The sequence below is a fragment of the Acidimicrobiales bacterium genome (assembly GCA_033344915.1).
GTDB lineage: Bacteria > Actinomycetota > Acidimicrobiia > Acidimicrobiales > Aldehydirespiratoraceae > JAJRXC01.
This window is the reverse complement of record JAWPML010000001.1, coordinates 194,965-213,925: the sequence shown is the minus strand read 5'-3', so window position 1 is coordinate 213,925 and position 18,961 is coordinate 194,965. Positions and strand designations below refer to the sequence as shown.

At 70.0% G+C, this 18,961-nt stretch carries 15 protein-coding genes; 10 read left to right on the top strand and 5 right to left on the bottom strand.

Annotated elements, in window-relative coordinates; genetic code table 11:
* Nucleotides 1-3: 3 nt before the first annotated feature.
* The 3 genes from R8F63_00980 to R8F63_00970 are packed head-to-tail and all read right to left on the bottom strand — an operon-like array spanning nt 4 to nt 4,207.
* Nucleotides 4-1,902 (bottom strand): ABC transporter ATP-binding protein, encoded by a 1,899-nt coding sequence (locus tag R8F63_00980; GenBank protein MDW3217157.1) that lies wholly within the window; start codon nt 1,900-1,902, stop codon nt 4-6.
* On the bottom strand, nt 1,899-3,635 hold the full coding sequence (locus R8F63_00975) for an ABC transporter ATP-binding protein (GenBank protein ID MDW3217156.1): 1,737 nt from the start codon (nt 3,633-3,635) through the stop codon (nt 1,899-1,901). Before R8F63_00975 ends, R8F63_00980 begins: the two co-directional genes overlap by 4 nt.
* Nucleotides 3,632-4,207, bottom strand: a complete 576-nt coding sequence (locus R8F63_00970; protein ID MDW3217155.1) for a helix-turn-helix domain-containing protein — start codon at nt 4,205-4,207, stop codon at nt 3,632-3,634. The genes R8F63_00975 and R8F63_00970 overlap by 4 nt, the downstream gene beginning before the upstream one ends.
* Before the next feature lie 108 nt (nt 4,208-4,315).
* Here R8F63_00970 and R8F63_00965 point away from each other — a divergent pair, with 108 nt between their 5' ends.
* The 6 genes from R8F63_00965 to R8F63_00940 all read left to right on the top strand — a co-directional run bounded on the left by R8F63_00965 (nt 4,316) and on the right by R8F63_00940 (nt 12,568).
* Entirely contained in the window at nt 4,316-6,406 is a 2,091-nt protein-coding gene (locus tag R8F63_00965) for a hypothetical protein (GenBank protein MDW3217154.1), read from the top strand.
* Nucleotides 6,407-6,472: 66 nt separating this feature from the next.
* Nucleotides 6,473-7,180 carry a hypothetical protein gene (locus tag R8F63_00960; GenBank protein ID MDW3217153.1) on the top strand — a complete coding sequence of 236 codons (708 nt, stop codon included), beginning with the start codon at nt 6,473-6,475 and terminating at the stop codon, nt 7,178-7,180.
* Nucleotides 7,181-7,246: 66 nt separating this feature from the next.
* Nucleotides 7,247-9,466: an Ig-like domain-containing protein gene (locus R8F63_00955; protein MDW3217152.1), complete on the top strand. Its 2,220-nt coding sequence runs from the start codon at nt 7,247-7,249 to the stop codon at nt 9,464-9,466.
* The gene (locus R8F63_00950; GenBank protein ID MDW3217151.1) at nt 9,463-9,915 is read left to right on the top strand and encodes a hypothetical protein; all 453 of its coding nucleotides are present in this window, start codon (nt 9,463-9,465) and stop codon (nt 9,913-9,915) included. Before R8F63_00955 ends, R8F63_00950 begins: the two co-directional genes overlap by 4 nt.
* A complete protein-coding gene (locus tag R8F63_00945) occupies nt 9,912-11,588 on the top strand; it encodes a hypothetical protein (GenBank protein ID MDW3217150.1) in 1,677 nt (558 codons plus the stop codon). The genes R8F63_00950 and R8F63_00945 overlap by 4 nt, the downstream gene beginning before the upstream one ends.
* Nucleotides 11,585-12,568 carry a hypothetical protein gene (locus R8F63_00940; GenBank protein MDW3217149.1) on the top strand — a complete coding sequence of 328 codons (984 nt, stop codon included), beginning with the start codon at nt 11,585-11,587 and terminating at the stop codon, nt 12,566-12,568. Before R8F63_00945 ends, R8F63_00940 begins: the two co-directional genes overlap by 4 nt.
* 41 nt (nt 12,569-12,609) lie before the next feature.
* Here R8F63_00940 and R8F63_00935 read toward each other — a convergent pair whose 3' ends face one another.
* Together R8F63_00935 and R8F63_00930 are read right to left on the bottom strand one after the other, a co-directional pair.
* Nucleotides 12,610-13,161: a VOC family protein gene (locus R8F63_00935; protein MDW3217148.1), complete on the bottom strand. Its 552-nt coding sequence runs from the start codon at nt 13,159-13,161 to the stop codon at nt 12,610-12,612.
* Between the two features lie 140 nt (nt 13,162-13,301).
* Nucleotides 13,302-13,955 carry a TetR/AcrR family transcriptional regulator gene (locus R8F63_00930; GenBank protein MDW3217147.1) on the bottom strand — a complete coding sequence of 218 codons (654 nt, stop codon included), beginning with the start codon at nt 13,953-13,955 and terminating at the stop codon, nt 13,302-13,304.
* Nucleotides 13,956-13,996: 41 nt separating this feature from the next.
* Between R8F63_00930 and R8F63_00925 the strand changes: the two genes are divergently transcribed.
* The 4 genes from R8F63_00925 to R8F63_00910 are packed head-to-tail and all read left to right on the top strand — an operon-like array spanning nt 13,997 to nt 18,961.
* Nucleotides 13,997-14,956 carry a VOC family protein gene (locus R8F63_00925; protein MDW3217146.1) on the top strand — a complete coding sequence of 320 codons (960 nt, stop codon included), beginning with the start codon at nt 13,997-13,999 and terminating at the stop codon, nt 14,954-14,956.
* Nucleotides 14,957-14,966: 10 nt separating this feature from the next.
* Nucleotides 14,967-15,746 (top strand): SDR family oxidoreductase, encoded by a 780-nt coding sequence (locus R8F63_00920; GenBank protein ID MDW3217145.1) that lies wholly within the window; start codon nt 14,967-14,969, stop codon nt 15,744-15,746.
* Nucleotides 15,746-17,374, top strand: coding sequence for an FAD-dependent monooxygenase (locus R8F63_00915; protein MDW3217144.1), 1,629 nt, complete (start codon nt 15,746-15,748; stop codon nt 17,372-17,374). The genes R8F63_00920 and R8F63_00915 overlap by 1 nt, the downstream gene beginning before the upstream one ends.
* A 15-nt stretch (nt 17,375-17,389) precedes the next feature.
* The gene (locus tag R8F63_00910; GenBank protein ID MDW3217143.1) at nt 17,390-18,961 is read left to right on the top strand and encodes a sulfatase-like hydrolase/transferase; all 1,572 of its coding nucleotides are present in this window, start codon (nt 17,390-17,392) and stop codon (nt 18,959-18,961) included.

Genomic DNA, 18,961 nt, shown 5'->3' with positions numbered 1-18,961 from the left:
GGATCAGGCGAGATCGACGGCGGCGCCCTCGAACTGGGAGTTGTAGAGCCGGAAGTAGGCACCGCCCTGCTCGAGCAGCTGCTCGTGTGATCCCTGCTCCACGATACGGCCGGCTTCCATCACGAGGATCACGTCGGCGCCACGGATGGTGGAGAGCCGGTGGGCGATCACGAAACTGGTGCGGTCCTGGCGAAGTCGGTTCATGGCGGTCTGGATCAGCACCTCGGTGCGGGTGTCGACCGAACTCGTCGCCTCGTCGAGGATGAGAATGGCGGGATCGGCGAGGAAGGCTCTGGCGATCGTCATGAGCTGGCGCTCGCCCGCGCTGATGTTGTCGCCCTCCTCGTTGATGAGGGTGTCGTAGCCGTCCGGAAGGTGGTGGACGAAACGGTCCACGTAGGTGACCTTCGCAGCTTCGAGGATCTGTTCCTCGGTGGCCATCGGGTTGCCGTAGGCGAGGTTCTCGCGGATCGTGCCACCGAACAGCCAGGTGTCCTGCAGAACCATGCCGATCCGGGAACGCAGCTCGTTGCGCGGGAAGCTCGCGATGTCGCGTCCGTCGAGGCTGATCGTCCCAGCGTCGAGGTCGTAGAAGCGCATCAGCAGATTGACGAAGGTTGTCTTGCCCGCGCCGGTCGGACCGACGATCGCGATCGTCTGCCCGGGTTCCGCCACGACCGAGAGGTCCTCGATCAGCGGACTGGTCGGGTCGTAGGAGAAGTCGACGCGGTCGAAGACGATCCGGCCCCGCACTGCCGGCGGTTCGGCGGTCGGCTCCTGCTCCGCGCTCTGCTCCTCGGCGTCGATCAGCTCGAGCACCCGCTCGAGGGAGGCGATGCCGGACTGGAAGACCGTCGCCATCGAGGCGAGTTGTGTGAGGGGCTGGGAGAACTGACGGGCGTACTGGATGAGCGCCTGCATGTCGCCCACCGTGATGGCGCCGCTGGAGATGCGGAGTCCGCCGACGACGGCGATGAGGACGTACTGGACGTTGCCGGTGAAGAGCATCGCCGGCTGGATCAGGCTCGACATGAACTGGGCGCCGAAGCTTGCCTCGTAGAGCTCCTCGTTCTCCTCGGCGAAGCGCGCCTCCACTTCGTCCTGGCGACCGAAACTGCGCACCACCATGTGGCCGGTGAAGACCTCCTCGACCTGGGAGTTGACTTCGCCGGTGTGTCGCCATTGCGACATGAAACGGGGTCGGGCGCGCCCGCCGATCATCTTCATGAGCCACACCGAGACCGGCACGGTGACGAGGGCGATGACCGCCATCAGCGGCGAGATGGTGAACATCATCACCGCGACGCCGATCAGCATGAGCGCGGAGGTGAGGATCTGGCTGATTGTCTGCTGAAGGCTCTGGGCGAGGTTGTCAATGTCGTTGGTCACCCGGCTGAGGAGATCGCCGCGGGCCTGCTTGTCGATATAGCTGAGCGGGAGTCGGTTGAGCTTCGTCTCGACCTGCTCGCGTAGTGAGTACATCGAGCGCTGGACGATCCCGGCGAGGATGTAGGCCTGCGCGAACGACAGGACCCACGAGCCGATGTAGAGGCCGACGATGAAGAGGAGCTTGTCGTGGAGCTCGCCGTAGGCGATGCCCTGCCCGCTGACGACGCCGCGCACGATGATGTCGGTCGCCTGACCCAGGAGCCGCGGACCGACGACGATGAGGACGACACTCCCGACCGTCAGGAACAGCACGAACCAGAGTCGGATGCGTTCGCGCCCGAGGAGCTCACCGAGCCGGCGCAACGCGGCCTTGAAATCGCCGCTCTGCTCGGTCGGCACGCCGATCGCGCCCCACCGTCCGCCGCCACGATTGGCGGCCGGGCCGGCACTGGCGATGATCTTGCGGTCTTCCTCGCTGGTGCGACCGTTGCTCTCGGCGGGGTGGTCGCTCATGCCGCGGCCCCCTCGCCGAGCTGCGATTCCACGATCTCTGCGTAGGTCGGACAGTCGGCCACCAGCTCGTCGTGGGTACCCCGACCGACCAGGGCGCCGTCTTCCAGCACGAGGATCTGATCCGCGTCGACGATGGTCGACACGCGTTGGGCGACGACGACCACCGCGGCGTCGGCGGTGTGGGGACGGAGCGCGGCGTTGAGCCGAGCCGCGGTGGCCACGTCGAGGGCCGAGAACGAATCGTCGAACACGTAGATCTGCGGATCGACCACGAGGGCCCGGGCGATGGTGAGCCGTTGACGCTGTCCGCCGGACACGTTGGTGCCGCCCTGGCTGATCGAGCTGTCGATGCCGTCGGGCATGGCCTGGACGAAGTCGGCCGCCTGGGCGACCTCGAGCGCGGCCCAGAGTTCCTCGTCCGTGGCGTCGGGGCGACCGAACCGGAGGTTGGACGCAACCGTGCCGGAGAACAGGTAGGGCCGCTGGGGTGCGTAGGCGACGGTGCGGGCCAGGAGGCCCGGGTCGAGTTCACGCACGTCGACACCCCCGACGAGCACGGATCCGGACGTCGCATCGAAGAGCCGAGGAATCAGGTTCATCAGCGTGGTCTTGCCCGCGCCGGTGCTGCCGATGATGCCGGTGGTCTCGCCGGGGCCGACCCGGAAACCGAGATCGTGGAGCACCGGCCGAGCGGCGCCTGCGTAGTGGAAGCCCACGTCGCGGAACTCGAGCGTGGCCCGTTCGCGGAGTGCGGTGACCGGGTCGCTCGGCGGGGTCACCGTCGTGTCGGTTTCCAGCACCTCCATGATGCGGCCGGCAGCAACCGACGCCCGGGGCACCTGGCTGAGGACGAAGGTCGACATCGCCACCGCCATGAGGATCTGCACGAGGTAGCTGAGGTAGGCGACGACCGAGCCGATCTGGGTCTCGCCTGCGCCGACGCGATCGGCACCGATCCACAGCACGCCGACGCTCGCGGCGTTGATGGTGAACATGATGGTCGGGAACATCGCCGCCATGAGGCGCCCGGCCCGCAACGACGTGGCGGTCAGGTCCGCGTTGGCGCCGGCGAAGCGCTCGGCCTCCTCCGGCTCGCGCACGAACGCCCGCACGACCCGGACCCCGGTGATCTGCTCGCGCAGGACGCCGTTGACCCGGTCGATTCGGACCTGCATGAGGTCGAAGGCGGGGACCATCCGACTGACGATGGAGCCCAGCACGACAGCCACGGCCGGCATCGAGACCACGAGAACCCACGAGAGGCCCACATCCTCACGGGTGGCGAGCACGATGCCGATCACCATCGTCAGCGGGGCCGTGATCATCAGCGTCGTGGTCAGCACGACGAGCATCTGCACCTGCTGGACGTCGTTGGTGATTCGGGTGATGAGCGAGGGCGCGCCGAACGTGCCGACCTCGCGGGTCGAGAACGCGTTGACCCGCCCGAACAGGTCGCGCCGTAGATCGCGTCCGAACCGCATTGCGACCCTCGCCCCGAAGAAGATCGCGACGACGGCGAACACGATCTGGAGGGCGGTGAACCCCATCATCACGACGCCGGTGCGGCGGATGTAGCCGTTGTCGCCGGTGAGCACGCCGTTGTTGATCAGGTCGGAGTTGAGGCTCGGCAGGGTGAGGCTGGCGAACGTCTGGATCGTCTGGAGCACGACGACGAGCCCGAGAATCTTCCGGTACGGCGCGAGGTTGCGGACGAGCAGCCGGCGCAGGCTCACGGGGTCTTCTCGATCCCGTGCAGCAGGACGTGGGCGATCTCCTCGGCCGAGGTCGGATCCTGGGCGAGCATCGGATGGCTGAGCGACAGCGTCAGCGCCCGCAGCATGCGGGCCGCGGCGGCGGGCTCGACCGACAGCCGATCCTCCTCCCCGACGAAGAGGGACGTGAGCGAGTCGGCGGGACCGAACGGACCGGGAAGGCGATCATGGAATCGGGGCGGAAGGTTCGAGACGAGGAGCCAGACGTCGGCGACGCGGCGTTGCACGGCGGCCGTGGCCTCGATGATCCGCTGCTCGAACGGCGCGTCGGCGTCGATCGCGGCGAGGGCGGCTTCCAGCACGGCGGGATCGACGGCCGCGTCGAGGGCGGCGGCGAGCAGTTCGTCCTTGTCCGCGAACACCCGGAAGATCGTGCCCTCGGCGATGCCCGCCGCTTCGGCGATCTGGCGGGTGGTGACTCGTTCGCCGTGCTCGATCAGCAGGGGCCGAACCGCCTCCACGATCGCGGCTCGTCGTTGCTCCGCCGGCATGGCCGCGGCCCGCCGTGCGGATACAGAGGTGGCGGGCGACATGACCAACACCTTAGTGAGTGAGCGCTCACTCACAAAGCAGGCAGACCGGCCCGGACGCCGCGAACGGATGTCACTAGTCTGGCGGGACGCAACCACTCGGGAGGATCGATGTTGCGTCCACGCCGCGTTCTGCGCACGTCCGGCCGGGCCGCCCTGGCGACGGCGGTCGCGATCGCGGCGATCCTCGCCTCCGCGAAGCCGGCCGCCGCCGACCCAGCGGTGGTCGAGGGCCCGCTCGCGTACGAGCCCTTGTCGACTTCCGTGGTCGACGAATCGGTGACGACCAACATCGTGACGCTGAGATTCGACACCGCCGGGGGGCCGTTCGAGGCCTCGGTGTCGCTGTCGATCGGCCACGACTTCCGCGACCGGGAGTGCCGCTTCGACTCCAGCCACGAGTGGACGGTCGCAGGCGAGTTCGATCCGGCGACCGGACAGTTCACCGGCGAGTACCTCGAGGTCGTCGAGCAGACGGTCGGCGCCTGCGAGAACGTCGAGTTCACCCGGACCTTCGACCCCGACGAGGGACGATTCGTCGCCCGCCTCGACCGCGCCGAGGGCACGATCACGAGTCAGATTCCGCCGCTCCAGTTCGAGCTGGCCGTCGACCCCGCGATCCTCGATCTCCTGGCGCCCCCGGAACCTGGCCCGGTCGAAGACCCGCAGGACCGGACGAGCTCGCTCCCGCCCGACGAGCCCACCACGGGCGACGTCGCGACCACGGAGCCCACGACGGGCGGCGACGACAGCGGCGGGTTCCCGTGGGCCGTGATCGTCATCGTGTTGTTTGCGGGTTCCGTGCCCGTGATCTACCTCTGGCGACGGGGCAAGACGCCTCGCATCGGCGGGTCCGACCGGGGCGAGCCGCCCGGCGACGGCGACCCCGAGCCGAAATACGTCGCCCCGCCGCCGCTGGCCGGGGAGGACATCGAGGAGCTCACCCGTTCGGGAGGCTGCGAGGAGCTCATGGCGGCCTGGAAGGCCGCCCAGCGGGACTGCGACCGGCGTCGTACGGCGTCGGAGGGGCTGAGCCGTCAGTTCGACGACGCCGTCGAACGAAGGGATCGGGCCCGCCGCGAGCTCGACGGGCTCCCCTCGGAGGAGACCCGGGTCGAGCTTCCCGACGGCACGTCGCTCAGCCAACTCGACCTCGAGTTCCGGCGCGAGGCGGCCGGGGCGGCGTGGGACGCCTATCTGGCGGACCCCTCCCCCGAGACGGCCAAGAATGCCGAGGACGCGTGGAACGAACAGGCGACTCCGGAATGGCGCGACGAGCGGCGCCGGGCCCATCGGCAACGGGTGGAGAACCTGGAGCGCGCCGCACAGGCCGCCGAGGCCGAGACCGAGGACCTCGGACGGCGCCTGGCCGAGGCCCGGACGGCCGAGCAGGACGCCTGCGCGCGAGCGACCGACACCAAGCGTCAGCTCGACGAATGCCTCGGCCAGGCCGCCGACGCCGCCGCTCCCCCGCCGGCCCCACCGGCCGAACAGCCGGCCACGCCGACGCCCGGCGACGAGCCCGCGCCCGTCGGCGAACCCGCGCCTGTGGGCCGCGGTCAGCCCGACCCCGATCCGTCCGACCCCGACCGGCGGTGCACCGAGGGGGACGAGCGGTGGATGGCCTACGACGGTCCCCACCCGTTCCAGGTGCCGGGCCGCGACGGGCGGGTCGACATCCGGCTCGCTCTGATCGCGGGGACCCGGCGGTTCGACCGTCTCGGCAGCCTCGATGCGAGCAGCTTCACCACCCTCGACCCGCGGGGACAGTCCCGCTCGGTGACGGTCAACACGCTCGCGTCGACCACGAACGAGGAGTTCCGCGACGCGTTCTCCGGCGAGCGGGGCCTCGCCGCGATCTGGGAAACGGTCGGGGCCGGCGCCGTCCAGCAGATCACGATCACGCTGACGTTTCGGGTCCGCCACGTCCTCGCCAGCTGCGAGCGGCTCGAACGCTGCGTCGACGGCCAGTGGGTCCCCCAGCCGGATCGCCGCACCGCCACCGACGAGCGCGAGGAAGAGGAGCAGATGACCGCGACGATCCGGGGCAACATCGAGGCCGGACGGGGCCGGGCCGAGGAGGACGTGGTGGCGGAGGCGGTCTCACTGTTCGCCGGCGCACGAGCTCGCGTGAAGGGTCTGGTCAGCGGGGCCGAACGGCTGGCGGACTACTCGAGGTCGTGCGTGGAGGGCCGCCGCTGAGCGCGAACTCGCCGGCGCTCATCCGGCATCGATCGCACCCGTCACCGTCGGGACTACCTTCAGGCGATGACTGAGAAGCAGCGCAAAACATCACCGTTCACCCGACTCGTGGCGATGGTCGCCATCGGCGGCCTCGCCCTCGGTGCCTGCGGCGGTGACGACAGCACCGCCGACACCGACGGCACGGTCGAACCGACCGGTGATGGCGGCGACGCCGACGCGACGGGCACGGCGTGGACCGACGCCGACCTCGAACGGCCGGTGGCCATCGAGATCGACGGCTACACGCTCGAGAGCGGCAACGTGTCCGAGTTCGGCAACGCCACCGTGAAGCACATCGAGGACACGCCGGCCGGGCCGGTCGCCCTGTCCGCGCTCGTCACCTTCCAGGCGTGCGACCCGTTCGTCTGCACCGACCTCACCGCCGAGATCGACGAGCAGCGCCGCGAGAACGCCCGCAGTCTCCTGGCGACCGTGCACATCGAGAACCCCGACCTCATCGAGGAGATCGGTCCGGTCGAGCTCGCCGGACGGACCGCGCTGGTCATCTACTTCCGGAGCTTCGTCGACGACGGCGGCAGCCGGGCCACCACCAACTCCTACCGGGCCATCACCCACGACGGCACCAACCTGATCACCGTGCAGGTCTCCCCGGACTTCGCGTCCGGCGGCCTCGCGGACAGTGCGGAGGAGCTCGAAGAACGCATGGACGCCGCCGCCGGCGCGGCCGTCGCCACAGACATCCTCACCGCCTTGTCCGCCGAGCTCGGCTGACGACCACGCTGCCCGCGCTTCTCGACGGGGACACGGAAGGGGCTCCGGAGACCGGTTCAGGGATGAGTGGTACCGTCGATCGACGCGCTCGCGTGGGGGATCATGGGGTCGAGGCGCACACTCACCGTACGAATCTGGCACCGGTCGATCATTGCTGCCGGGGCGGGGCTCGCGCTGCTGGCGCTCGGATCACCGGCCGCGGCGTCGAACCACGAGGTGGACGTCGGCATCGTCTTCATTCCGGGCCAAACGTGTAGCGACGGCAGCGACGTCCTGCGCAACTCCGCCGCGAGCCCGTTCGACGTGGCGGCGTGCTTCACCGACTCCGACGGACCGATCTCGGGGCGAGCGGTCTACCTGGATGTGGTTCACGCCGACGGTTCCACGGAACGCCTCGAGGGGGTGACCGACGCGGACGGCAACGTGACGTTCACCGTCACACCCACCGCCGCGGGCGAGACCACCGCCACGATCTGCGACGCAGAGGGCTGCTACGGGACGGTCGAGTTCAGCTCCGACAATCCGCCTCCTCCGCCCGTCGTGCCCTACGCGGCGGGCGGGGGTGACATCGGTCCGAGCGCCGAGGAGAGCGACGCTTCACTCGATGTCATCGACGCGTACGAGGGCAACGAGGCCGGACCGGAGATATCGGCAGACTTCGCCGGCATCGACATCAGTTCGATCTCGTACGCCGGACTCGTCGACGGACGCGCGACGTTCAAGGTCCGAATGGTGGGCAACGGCCGGGAGTTGTTCGACAGCGGGCCATCGCGCTGGGACATGTCGGTCTCCGTGACGACCCCGGAGGGCACCTCGTACTCGCTTTCCGTACGCAACAACGAAGGCTCGTTCGACGCCGGCGCCAACAACGGCGCGGAGAGCATCTCGGAGAGCGCGGCCGTTGCGCTGGACTGGTCCGAGGACGGACAGACCGCATGCATCTCGGCCTCGGGCGTGGACGTGCCGCCGGGATCGACCGTGACGGTGTTCGCTGCCGCCTCGACGGATCCGCTGTCCTCCGGCTACTACGACCAGACCAGCGTCGTCCTCGTGCCGGGTGGTGGGAGCGAGACGAACAGCGGGGGCACCGAGACCGAAGCGGATGACGGTGGGTCCGACACCACCGGCGACACGAGCGGTGCGGCCACCACCTCGGACGATGGCGGAGACGCCGGTGGTGGGTTCCCGGTGCTTCCCACGGTCGGCGTGATCGGCGGACTGCTCGCCGGACTCGGCTGGTGGTGGTCGCGGCACGAAACAACACCGGAGGAACCATCCGCGCCCGTCGCAACGACCGATCGCGGCCCGGCCGATGACTTCCTCGACGCGTTCTTCTCGTTGGGCGCGCCGTCCGCCGCGACCGTGGACGGCCGGAGCGACGAGGAGACCTCCGAGCTCTGGGCGCAGGCGTCGGCAGCCGAGACCCGGGTGCAGGAGCAGATCGAGGCGGCCGTCCGCGAAGCGCTCGAACCGGCGATGGAGGCGTACCAGGACTATCTGGAGGCCGTCGAACTGTTCCGCGAGAAGTTCGTGAAGGTGATGTCGGCCTCCACCGAACTCCAGGGGATGCTCCGACAGTGGGCGGAGGTGCAGGACATCGCCCAGAAGCAGGACATCGCGTTCGCGATCGTGAGCCTCGTACTGAGCGGCGGTGCCGCTGCGGGGAAGCTGTCGGGCTGGATCAACCGCGCCGCCCACGTGCCCTGGCACCGGTCGACGCTCACCGGCCGGATGATCGCCACCGGCGGGAAAGGTCCCGCTCGGGCCGGCGCCACGGCGGTCGGCGGACGGGGGGTGGCCACGCTGGCCGACGACGTGACCGCCGGTGCAGCCCGAACCCCCACGCCGGCGATGGTCACCGCCGCAGAGGAACAGAGCTTCGTCCGCATGTACATGGGCGGCTACTACACGGCCAAGGGTGGCCAACACCCGGTGGTCATCCACGGTTCCAGGAACAGCGGATTCGTGGTCCAGCGGTCGGCCGATGCGTCGTGGGTTCCGACAACTGTCGGCAAGGTTGCGGCCCAGGTCCGGCGGTCGGGTTGGCGCGAGGGCCAGCCGATCCAGCTGATGTCGTGCTTCAGCGGATCCAACGGTACGGGCGCAGCGCTCGCCGCGAACCTGAAGACGTGGGTGGTGGCACCCACCGATCGCCTGATCATCGGGATCTCACAGCAAGGTCGGGGCTACATCGCCCACGAGGGAGCAGGGTTCTACCGGGCCTTCGATCCCAACGGCGTGCTGCGCTATGTCAACTATGGGTTCGGATGGATGAAGCTGCCATGACCAAGACGATGGGTTTCTACGCAGAGCTGGGCGGCACAGAACCGCCGGCGGCGATGGCGCTCTCCGCACAGGTCCACCCGGACCGCGCCAGGATCGCGGACTACCTCGACGCCGGTCACCGCCTGGCCCACATCCCCGCACCGGGCTTCGACCCGTTCGAACCGGATCGGCCCCTCCCGCTCGATGCAGGCGTGCTGACCGACGGCGTGTGGTGCTGGCCCGCCGAGCTGGGAGGGCTGGTTCGCCGCCATCCGATGACTGTCGACGAGGCCGCAGTCGCCCACATGGCCGCCAACCAGTGGCGGGTGCCCGATCTCTCCGACGAGGAGCTCGGCGACGCCGGCGCCGCGTTCTTCGAGTCCGGAGCCCTGGCCATGAGCGAGCCGTCCGATCCTGACATGACGTTCGACTTCGATGCGGGACTTGGCGAGGAGGACGCCGCGCCATGAGCACGACCGAGACACCGCTCGCTCGGGACGAGGCCCTCGAGCACGCGTGGAAGGAGCGAACAGACGAGGCCTACCTCCGGCTCGCGGCCGAAGCCGGCGTGTCGCCCGCCGAGTGGACTGCCCGGTTCGACGGCGACACCGCGGCGGCGGGCCGTGCCCTCGCCCGAAGGCTGGTCCGCCACCGAGGCGGCCACTCGCTCTCCGCTGCCATTGCCGGACCGGTGGATCGCATCGTCCGCGCCATGCGGGTTGCGGTGCAACGCGGCCAGGACTCGACACGGGTGGCTCTCGCCGACGTGCTCCGAGTCCGGCGTTGGGCCGTCGATCCGGCGTTCTTCGGTCACCTCGCCGACGCCGTCGGCAGCGTGGATCCAGGCGGCACGCTCGTGGCGCAGCGATACACCCGCCGGGACCTCTCGCTCCTGCGGCTGCTCCTCGACTCGGCGGCGGGCCACCATCACGACGCCGTCGAGCTGTGGTCGGCCGACCTCTTGAGCTCGGTCGATCCGGCCGTGTTGGTGATGCGCCGGGTCGCGCCCGGCGTGGACGATCACCTCGGTGAAGCTCAGGACGACAACGGGTTGCCCGTCGCAGTGTCGAGCGGACCACATCCGATCGACGGGTCGGCCGTGGTGGTCCGACCGGTTCTCGACGGCCGTCCCGACAGCGTCGCCGCTGACGCGGTCGTCGCCGTCGGGTCGGGGCCGGCCCGGATGGTGGGCGACGAGGCGGCGTTGACCGGCGCCGGAGTCTGCGCGGTGGCGGTCGGCGGCGACGCGTCAGCGGTCATGGCCGAGCGCCCGCTGCGGGGGGTGACTGCCGACGCGGTGATCGTGCACGAAGGGGAGGTCGATCGCGTCGGCCCGGCGGCAACCCGCGCCGGCGCGAGCGCGGTCGTCCTCGAGGCGGCCGCGGAGGTGGGGGCTGGTCAGGGCGTGGTGGTCTGTGAGGACGATCTGGTCGGCCAGGTGTTGCGCGTGGCGAACGCGGTCGGGCAGGCCGCGCTGGCCGGTCGTGAACCCACACCGGTGGTCGTGGTGAGGTCGGACGTGGCCGGACCGCTCGCGGATGAGGTCGGTTCGTGGCCTACGGTCCCGTGCGGGGTCGGGTCTGGCCGGGCCCACGGCGAGGAGCTGACCATCGCCGCTCGGGCGCTCCGGGGCAGTGAGCATCAGCTCGCCCGACTGCTCCGTGAGGTCGGCCCCCCGACCGCCGACGCGAGAGGCGGGCTCTGGGAAGACGCCGCCGAGGTCGGGATCGACCTCGATCTCTGGCTGATCGCCCGCATCGGCAGCAGCATCGACGATTCGTTTGCCGAGTTCATCCAGCTGATCGGCTTGCGCAGAGGGTGGGTGCCGCTTCCGGCCGACCTCGTCGCCGCCGTCGACACAGCCATCACCGAAGCCTGGGGGTGCGTCGCCCACCGGCGCGCCTGCGCTGCACCGACGTTGGCGCAACTCGACGAACTCGCAGCCGCTCCGGGCACATGGGCACAACTGGCCAACGGCGTGATCGTGTCACCGCACGGCGTGGTGCGTCCGTTCGAGGAGGCCGACATCGATCTGCTGCGCGCGATCGTCGCCCACCGGGGTGACGGTTCCGGGGTCGCCCGTGACATCGGCCCATTGCGCGTCGCCGTCCTCGAGGGCCTCCACATCGAGGGGGAAACATGAGCGACACCCGGACGGGATGGAAGGCCGAGCACGCGCTCGACATCGCGGAGAAGCACGCGCACATCTCCCAGAAGCTGGCTCAACTGGCGCGGATCAAGGCTGCGATCGAGGAGATGCGGGAGAACCTCAGCCGCCAGTACGAGTGGCTGCACTCGTTGCAGACCGGCGAGGACGGGAACGTCCGTCTGGACATGGACTACCTCGATCCCGAGATCTACGTTCGGTTGATGAGCGTCGGCGCCGCCCTCGACGCATCGTTCGGGTCGGTCCTCAATCCGGGTGCGGGAGGATCCGGCCCGCCACCGGCAACGGGTTCCGCGGCGGCGGGCATCTACGACGCCGTCGGCCCGCTCGGCACCCAGGTGAACGTCTCCGGCTTCGTCGCCGAGTTCGGCATGACCGGCTCGATCGACGGCGACGCGGAATGGGGGGATTTCGCCCCGTGGGCGGCCGACCAGATGCTGGCGTGGTTCAGTTCGCCGTTCGAGCAGTACCAGCGGACGAAGTTCACGTGGCGGGCCCAGGATCTGATGGAGGATCTGCGGCAGAACCACGGGGACGACTTCGAGGAGCTCGCCAAGGCCCATCGCGACGCCCTCAGTGCCCTCACCGAACTGGGGAACGCGCTGAACGGCGCCGACCTGAGCGCCGACAGCGTCCTCGGGGGCCGCGGCGCAGCCGACCTGGAAGCCGTACTCGACATGTACAACGACGCCTACGACGGCGCGAGCGGCACCGGTCCCCCGTCGAGCGCCTACGCCGAGGCGGCGGCGCAGCAGGGATCCGGCGACGGGCCACCCGGGTTGACGCCCGACGGCGCGGACTTGCCCCCGCCCGAACGCCGCACGTTCTCGTCGTTCGAGGAAGAGGTCGAATATCGGGAACAGCAGACGGCCGGCATCGACTTCAGTGCCGACAACGACTACGACCCCTCGACCGACCCGGACCTCCTGGGGATGGACAGCCTGCCGCCACCCTGAGCGGCTCGTCGCGTCGTCGAGCCGGCCGACGCGACACCGCGTCAGACCAGCGATGTCGTCGGAAGCGCCGCAATGGCACCCGCCGCGAGCTCGGCGACCGCGGGGACCGGGTCGGGGTCGGCGAAGACCCGAGCATCATGGATGTTCATGGGCCGACCGGTTCCGTCGATAACCCAGTACGAGGCTTCCAGGGCGATGCCGTTCGGATCGGTGAAGTACACCGACTTCATCTGCTCGTGATCGACGATCTCGGTCACCTCCGTGCCGGCCGCCACCAGCCGCTCCCGCAACTGATGGAGTGCGTCCTCGTCGGCCACGTTGAACGACAGGTGGTCGAGTTGCACGGGATGGGGGGCAGGCGACCCGGCGCCCTTCCGGAAGGTCTCGGCATCGCGAATCTCGAAGAAGGCGACGGTGTTGCCCGGAGCCATCTCGAAGAAGTAGTGGCGCATGGGCCCCGCCATGAGCGTCATGACCAACGGCATGCCCAGCACCCCGGCATAGAAGCGCGTGGTCACCTCCATGTCGGGCGTGACGAGGGCCAGGTGATTGATACCCCGCCACGAGGGGGCGGGAGGGAGTGGATCGGCCATGCGTCAACTATCCCATCTCCCGCCGGCCGATGGACCCTCACGCCGCGAGCTCCTTGCCGGTCAACCTCGCAGTTCGCGCGGATCGGGGAAGATCAACGGACCGATCCTGCCCGACAGGGCGGCGCCGCTCGTTCTGCTCGCTACGCCGGATCCGGACCGAGGAACATCGTCACCATCGCCTCGGCGTGGGCCTCGACGAACCCGTCGTCGATCGGGTCACGATCGAGGAGCCTCCGCGCCTCCGGCGCGTTCACGTAGGCCAGCGAGGCGGACCCGATGAGGGCGTAGTACACGACCGTCTCGTCGAGATCCGCCACCAACTTCCGGGCTCGCAGGTCCCGCCACGCCCCCGCGAGCAGGTCGTAGCGCGCCCGGGTCTGGTGCTCCACGATCCAGGCCAGCCGCTCGGAGTCGGCGGTCGCTTCCTGCATCATGATCCGATTGAGTTCGGGCAGTCCGGCGACCGCCCGCACGATGGCGCGTAGGAGCGCGGCGAAACCCTCCCGGGTGTCCAGTCCTTCGGTCGCCTCGTCCCCGAGTTGGGCGAACAGTGCGGCGTCGAGCTTGCCGAAGACGTGGTCGACGGCGGCCCGCCACAGCTCGTCCTTGGACGCGAAGTGGTAGTTGATCTGCGGTTGGTGGGTGCCGGCCCGGGTGGCGATGGCCCGCGTGGTGGCGCCCTCGAAGCCGTGGGCCGCGAACTCGTGCACGGCGGCGTCGAGCAGGGCCAGCCGGGTGGCGTCGGCTCGGGCCTGGCGGCGGCGCGGCGGCGCTGGTTCGGTCGTGTCGGCCATCGTGTTGACTATTCTCTATCAATTGATCTAATTTGTCCAGAATGGCTCTCAACGGACTCCTCGACATCGAACTGCGGGTCCCCGACCCCGCCGAACTCGGCGACTTCTGGGAACGGCGGGGCATGCAACGCAGCGCCGACGGCGTCTACGGCACCGTCGACCGGCCGGTGCAGCTGCGCATCGCCGAGGGCGACCACCGCCACCTGGCCGAGCTCCATCTGAGCTGCGCCGAGGAAGCGGATCTCGCCGCGATCGCCGCCCGGCTCGACACCCTCGGGGTCGCCGCGACCACGGCTGACACCACGCTCACGTGCACGGATCCGGTGCTCGGCCACACGGTGGTGATCGACGTCGGCGCGCCCGCTCCGCTCACCCCCGTCCCCGTCCGGCCGGCCAACCGCCCCGGCGAGCAGGGCCGCACCACCGCCCGGGCCGGAGCGGTCGACGAACGACACACGCCCCGCGCTCCCCGCCGGCTGGGCCATGTCGTGCTCGGGACTCCCGACCCGGAGGCATCGGTGCGCTTCTATCTCGACGGGCTCGGCTTCAAGATCTCCGACTCGGTCTTGAACGGCTTCGCCACCTTCGCCCGGATCGAGGCCGACCACCACAACCTGCTCATCCACCCCGCCCCCACCGGCTACCTCAACCACTACGCGATGGAGGTCGACGACGTCGACGCGGTCGGTGCGGCCGGCACCGCGGTCGTGGCCGAGCGGCCGGACGCCAGCGTGGTCGGCATCGGGCGCCACAACCTCGGATCCAACGTGTTCTGGTATCTCACCGACCCGGCCGGCAACACGTTCGAGTTCTTCACCGACATGGACCAGATCGTCGATGACGACGCGTGGGAGCGGGACCACTGTCGCCGGGACTGGGAAGGCAGCGACGGCCCCGCCGGGTTCTCGGTGTGGGGCCCCACCGACCCGCCCCCCGAGTTCTTCGCCCCGACCGACCTCGATGCCATCGCCGCGGCCCGGGCCACCCGGGGCCTGGTCTGAGGAGCGGACCGTGGATCTCGGACTGACCGGTCGAACCGCCATCCTGCTCGCCTCCAGCCGCGGACTGGGCCGGGCCTGCGCCGAAAGCATCGCCCGCGAGGGCGTGCACGTGGTGGTCAACGGCCGCACCGAGGACGACGTGCACACCGCGGCCGCCGAGATCGAGGCCGAGCACGGCGTGCGCGCCACCGCGGTCGTGGGCGACTCGTCCACCGCAGAGGTGCACGACGCCCTCCTCGCCGCCTGTCCCGACCCCGACATCCTCCTGCTCAACGGCGCCGGACCGCCGCCCACGCCGTTCGACCGCATCGACGAGGACGCGTGGCAGGCCGCACTCCAGCAGTCGCTGCTCGGCCCGCTCGCCCTCCTCCAGCGGGTCTTGCCGGGCATGCGCGAACGTCGCTTCGGTCGGATCGTGGCGATCAGTTCGGCGATGGTGAAGTCGCCGAACCCGCTCATGAGCCTCTCCCACGGCACCCGGCTCGGGTTGGCCGGCGTGCTCAAGGGCATGTCGAAGGAGGCGGTGCGCGACAACGTCACGATCAACCAGCTTCTCCCCGAGCGCTTCGACACCGGCCGCCAGCAGCAGATGGCCGAACTCGTGATGGCCCTGCGCGACATCACCTACGAGGAGGCCCGCGCCGAGCAGGAAGCGAGCATCAAGGCCGGCCGCCTCGGTCGACCGGAGGAGTTCGGCGACGCCTTCGCCTTCCTCTGCTCGGCCCAGGCGGGCTACCTGAGCGGCCAGAGTCTGCAGCTCGACGGTGGCAGCTACGAAGGCCTGTTCTGATGACGACCGAGCGGGTCGACGTCGCCATCGTCGGTGCCGGACCCACCGGGCTGACCGCCGCCCACCTGTGCCGTCGGCTGGGCCTCTCGGCGGTGGTGCTCGAGCGTCGTGACGGGCCGCAACGAGCACCGGCCGCCCATGTGGTCAACGCCCGCACGTTCGAGATCTGGCGCCAGGCGGGCGTGCCCATGGACCCGGTGTTGGCCGCGACGCTCGACCCGGCCGAGGCCGGCTGGGCGCACTTCGTCACGACGTTCGGTGGCGAGTTCGTCGGCTCCCTGCCCTACGAACGGCAGGGCGATGAGATGTACGACGTCACGCCCTTCCCGCTGCGCAACCTCAGCCAGCACCGGCTCGAGCCGATCCTCGCCGACCCGGATCTCGACGTGCGGCTCGGCCACACGTTCGTACGGGCGACCGAGGCCGACGACCGGGTGACGGTGGAGGCCGCCGGCCCCGACGGCGACGTCACGATCGATGCCGGCTACCTGCTCGGCGCCGACGGGGCGGCCAGCGCGGTGCGGCGATCCGTCGGCATCGAGATGGACGGACCCCGCACCATCCAGTCGTTCGTGATGATCCACCTCGCGGCCGACTTCCGTCCGCTCCTCGGCCCGCAGCCGGGCGTCCTCTACTTCCTCGTCGATCCCGAACACGGCGGCGTGTTCGTGAGCCACGGGCCCGACCGTGAATGGGTCTACATGCACGAGTGGGACTCCGACAGCGAGTCGATCGACGATTTCGACGACGCCCGCTGCCGCGCCCTGGTCACCGGAGCGCTCGACCCGCACGCCGCGGAGCAGGTCGAGTTCGAGGTGCTCGAGGCCGCCACGTGGCACATGAGCGCCCAGGTGGCGCGCGAGTACCGCCGCGGCCGGGTCTTCCTGGTGGGCGACGCCGCCCACCGCTTCCCACCCACCGGCGGGCTCGGGCTCAACAGCGGCGTGGCCGACGCCCACAACCTGATCTGGAAGCTGGCCGCGGTCGAGGCCGGGTGGGCGTCGCCGCCGATGCTCGACACGTACGAACACGAACGCCGTCCCGTGGCGCAGGTCAACTGCGACCAGTCGCTGCACAACGCACTCACCATGGCGGCGGTCCCCGCGGCCTTCGGGTTCGACGACCCGGCCCGGCGCACGACCGCGACGATGCACGAGGTGCTGGGCGACCCGACGCGTCGACGCGCCGTCGAAACCGCCGTCGCCGACCAGGCGATGCACTTCGACAACCTGGGCTTGCAACTCGGTCACGCCTACCACGGCCCGTTGGTGCTCGACGACGGCACCGAGCCGCCGCCGGTGCACGACGCGCCCCGGGAGTACGTGCCGTCCACCCACCCGGGCGGGCGGCTGCCCCACGCCTGGCTCGATGGCGACACCTCCACACTCGACCTGGTGGACCCCGCGGTGCCGACGGTGATGGTCTGCGAGGGCCACCCGGACCCGGCGATCGGCGATGCCACCCCGGTCGTCGTCGCCGCGGTGCCCCGCCCCGTCTGGACGGGTGCGTTCGCGCTCGACGAGGACGACGCCATGATCGTGCGCCCCGACCAGCACGTGGCGTTCCGGGGGCCGACCGCCGGTGCCGCCGAGGCGCTCGCCACGCTCTTCGCGGACCCGGCGCCCTGATCCGAGGAGAACGACATGGACCCGAAGCCGACCAGACCCAACGTGCTCTTCGTGATCTGCGATCAGCTCCGGGCCGACCACGTCGGCTTCGCCGGCAACCCCGTGGTGCGCACCCCCAACATCGACCGCATCGCGGCCGAGGGCACGGTGTTCGACCGGGCCTTCGTCAACAACCCCGTCTGCATGCCCAACCGGTCCACGATCATGACGGGCCTCATGCCGTCGGCCCACGGCGTGATCTTCAACGATCGTTCGCTCGAACCCCACCACACCACGTTCGTCTCCCGGCTGCGCGACGAGGGCTGGCACACGGCCCTCGTCGGCAAGGGGCATCTCCAGCACGGCGAGAGCCGCGATGCGGTCCGCGATCTCGGCACCGTTCCCGGCCGGGTCTCACCGTTCGGGGAGCGCTGGGACACCATCGAACACCACGAGCGCTACGAGCTCGACGAGGTGACGGACCCCGAGGACTACTACGGCTTCGCCCACGTCGAGTTCTGCGTCGGCCACGGTGCGACCGTGGGCGCGCACCACTATCGCTGGGCTCGCGAGAAGGGTGTGTCCCACGAGCTGCTGCGCTGCGGCCTCGACCCCACCGCCGACATTCCCGGCCGGTCACCGCTGTGGTGGCAGCTCTTCCCCGCGCCCTACCCCGAGGAGATCTCCTCCACGTCGTTCGTCACCGAGCGCACCATCGACGTGATCGAGGGGGCCGAGGCCCGCGACGAACCGTGGATGGTCTGGTGCTCCTACCCGGACCCGCACCATCCGCTGGCGCCGCCGGAGCCGTGGTACAGCCGTCACGATCCGGCCGATATCGAGCTGCCCACCACCTACGACGACCCCGGTCACGGCTGGCCCGCCCACCTCGAGATGATCCGGGGCCTCCCCGCCGATGCCAACAGCCACGGCGCCTATGTCGTGCCGTTCGGACCCACGCCGGAGCAGGCGCAAGCCGCCATCGCCGCCACCTACGGGATGGTCGAGGCCATCGACCACGGCGTCGGCCGCATCCTGGCGACCCTCGAACGGTTGGGCACGCTCGACGACACGATCATCGTCTTCACCAGCGACCACGGCGACATGATGGGCGACCACGGCCTCATCATGAAGCTGGCGATGCACTTCGAGGGTTGCCTGCGGGTGCCCCTCGTCGTGCGGACCCCCGGCGGGAGCGGACAACGCACTTCGTCGCTCGCGGCCGGTGTCGACCTGCCGGCCACGCTCCTCGATCTGTGTGGCGTGGCCGGACAGCAGGGCATGCAGGGGACGAGCCTCGTGCCGGTGCTCGACGACCCGACGGCGACGGTGCGCGACCAGGTGCTCGTGGAGGACGACTTCCCGTCGTCGAAGGACAGCCGGCCGGTGCCGATCAAGACCCGCACCCTCGTCACCGAGCAGTACCGGTTCACCCGCGACAGCGACGGGTTCGAGATGCTCTACGACCTCGACGCCGACCCCGACGAGCTCGACAACCTGTCGGTCCTCGGGGCGGATCCGGCCCTGCGGTCCGGCCTGGTCACGGGGTTGGCCGATGCCATGCTCCACGCCGACGACCTCACGAGGACCGAACCGGTCTCCCGCTGA

Bases quoted from the DNA above. Each gene is read 5' to 3' on its own strand.
- R8F63_00910 (MDW3217143.1), top strand. From the start codon at position 17,390: ATGGACCCGAAGCCGACCAGACCCAACGTGCTCTTCGTGATCTGCGAT.
- R8F63_00935 (MDW3217148.1), bottom strand. From the start codon at position 13,161: ATGGCCGATCCACTCCCTCCCGCCCCCTCGTGGCGGGGTATCAATCAC.
- R8F63_00945 (MDW3217150.1), top strand. From the start codon at position 9,912: ATGAGCACGACCGAGACACCGCTCGCTCGGGACGAGGCCCTCGAGCAC.
- R8F63_00915 (MDW3217144.1), top strand. From the start codon at position 15,746: ATGACGACCGAGCGGGTCGACGTCGCCATCGTCGGTGCCGGACCCACC.
- R8F63_00960 (MDW3217153.1), top strand. From the start codon at position 6,473: ATGACTGAGAAGCAGCGCAAAACATCACCGTTCACCCGACTCGTGGCG.
- R8F63_00925 (MDW3217146.1), top strand. From the start codon at position 13,997: ATGGCTCTCAACGGACTCCTCGACATCGAACTGCGGGTCCCCGACCCC.
- R8F63_00965 (MDW3217154.1), top strand. From the start codon at position 4,316: ATGTTGCGTCCACGCCGCGTTCTGCGCACGTCCGGCCGGGCCGCCCTG.
- R8F63_00950 (MDW3217151.1), top strand. From the start codon at position 9,463: ATGACCAAGACGATGGGTTTCTACGCAGAGCTGGGCGGCACAGAACCG.
- R8F63_00930 (MDW3217147.1), bottom strand. From the start codon at position 13,955: ATGGCCGACACGACCGAACCAGCGCCGCCGCGCCGCCGCCAGGCCCGA.
- R8F63_00980 (MDW3217157.1), bottom strand. From the start codon at position 1,902: ATGAGCGACCACCCCGCCGAGAGCAACGGTCGCACCAGCGAGGAAGAC.
- R8F63_00970 (MDW3217155.1), bottom strand. From the start codon at position 4,207: ATGTCGCCCGCCACCTCTGTATCCGCACGGCGGGCCGCGGCCATGCCG.
- R8F63_00940 (MDW3217149.1), top strand. From the start codon at position 11,585: ATGAGCGACACCCGGACGGGATGGAAGGCCGAGCACGCGCTCGACATC.